Here is a 1,561-nt window from a genome sequence, read left to right as displayed (position 1 = left end):
CCACGATGACCTCCTCAGAGGGGGTAGTCGCCGGGCCAGGCCGGGGCAGGGAACGACCAGACGGGAAGCAGGGAGCCTTCGGTGCCGGTGCCGCCCGCGTCGTCGCCGAGATACGTCCCGTACCCCTCGGCCACCAGCGGGCCGTCGAAGATCAGCACCTCGTTGACCAGGCCGCCCTTCTGGTTGCGGTAGTTGATGACCAGGCAGTCGACACCGACGTAGGAGTTGAGCACCTCGAAGCGCAGGTCGGGGATGCGCCGCAGCCCCTCCGCCCAGTAGGCGCGCAGCGCCGCCTTGCCGTGGATGGTCCCATCGCCCCCGACGAGCTGCGCCGCGACCGGCGAACGGAATGTCACGTCCTCCGCGAAGTGAGCCAGCAACGCATCCAGGTCATGGGCGTTCCATGCCGACACCCAGCCGTCCACGAACTCCCGTACCGCGACATGATCCATACACGTGATCGTATCCGGCCCCGCCCAGCGCGGTGACGGCGGCCCGAGACAGGACCTGCGACTCCACCGCCCGCCCGCCGCAGCCCCCGGCGTCCCCGCCCCCGCCGTCGCTCACGGTGGTCCCGCCGCCCTCGCCCATGGCGTCCTCGGGTCCTGTACGACAACGGCAGCACGCTGATCTACGCCTCTGGGCACACCGTCGGACGCGTCCCCGTGGCAGGCGGACCGGCGCAGGTCCTGGCCCAGCCCGAGCTGCCGCCTGACGCCTGACGCCTCGCTGAGTCTGCGCTTCAGCGTCGACGGGACCGGCGAGCACCTCCTGTACGTGCACAAGTGGCGCGCCTACACCCCTTTCAGCGGCGCCGCAGCCGCCTCCCCCGGCTTCGACAGCCCCCAGAGCGAACAGGCCCGGCGGCAGCTCAACCAGTGGATCCGCTCCACTCGGGCATATGACGCCGTCGCCGACCTGGACCGCGCCCTGCGCAACCCCGCCGCACCGGCCGCCCTGCACCCCGACTACGACAGCGGCGACCACATCCACCCCAACGACGCCGGAGCTCAGGCCATGGCCGACACGGTCACCGAAGTCCTCCAGGCCTGACGCGGACGCCCGCAGTCCATGATCGTTCTCAACGCCCACGGCTGGTCCGCTCGTTCCTCAACCTCGAAGGCGAGTGGACCAGCTGCGCCGAACACCCCGGATTGGCCGTCTGCCGGCCGGATGGATGACGGTGTTCCAGTGGTCAGCGGCTGACCAGGCCGGTCTGGTAGGCGATGACGACCAGCTGCGCACGGTCGCGCGCGCCCAGTTTCGCCATCGCGCGGCTGACATGGGTGCGCGCGGTGGCCGGGCTGAGGAACAACTCCCCGCCGATCTCGTCGTTGCTCAACCCCCGGCCCACCAGGGCCAGCACCTCACGCTCGCGCTCGGTCAGCACCGCGAGCCGGTCCTGCGCGGCCTGGGCGGCTCTTCGATGGGCGGTGACCTGGCCGATGAGGCGCCGGGTGATCCGTGGTGCGAGCAGCGCCTCTCCGGCGGCGATCACCCGGATGGCGTGCAGGAGTTCGGCCGGGCCGGCGTCCTTGAGCAGGAAGCCGCTGGCGCCGGC

3 protein-coding genes are annotated in these 1,561 nt (G+C 71.3%); 1 reads left to right on the top strand and 2 read right to left on the bottom strand.

Annotated elements, in window-relative coordinates; translation table 11 throughout:
* Positions 1-14: 14 nt before the first annotated feature.
* Positions 15-452, bottom strand: coding sequence for a nuclear transport factor 2 family protein (locus ACWDS7_RS48410; protein WP_451934819.1), 438 nt, complete (start codon positions 450-452; stop codon positions 15-17).
* Positions 453-777: 325 nt separating this feature from the next.
* On the opposite strand from ACWDS7_RS48410, the gene ACWDS7_RS48405 reads away from it, so the two are divergent.
* On the top strand, positions 778-1,053 hold the full coding sequence (locus tag ACWDS7_RS48405) for a hypothetical protein (protein WP_451934818.1): 276 nt from the start codon (positions 778-780) through the stop codon (positions 1,051-1,053).
* 142 nt (positions 1,054-1,195) lie between these two features.
* On the opposite strand, the gene ACWDS7_RS48400 is transcribed toward ACWDS7_RS48405, so the two are convergent.
* Positions 1,196-1,561: response regulator transcription factor (locus tag ACWDS7_RS48400; protein ID WP_451934817.1), on the bottom strand; the 366-nt coding region annotated here is incomplete at its 5' end.

The sequence above is a fragment of the Streptosporangium sp. NPDC003464 genome (genome assembly GCF_053588315.1).
Note: the sequence above shows the minus strand (reverse complement) of the source record. Positions and strands in the feature narration are given on the sequence as shown.

Bases quoted from the DNA above. Each gene is read 5' to 3' on its own strand.
- ACWDS7_RS48410 (WP_451934819.1), bottom strand. From the start codon at position 452: ATGGATCATGTCGCGGTACGGGAGTTCGTGGACGGCTGGGTGTCGGCA.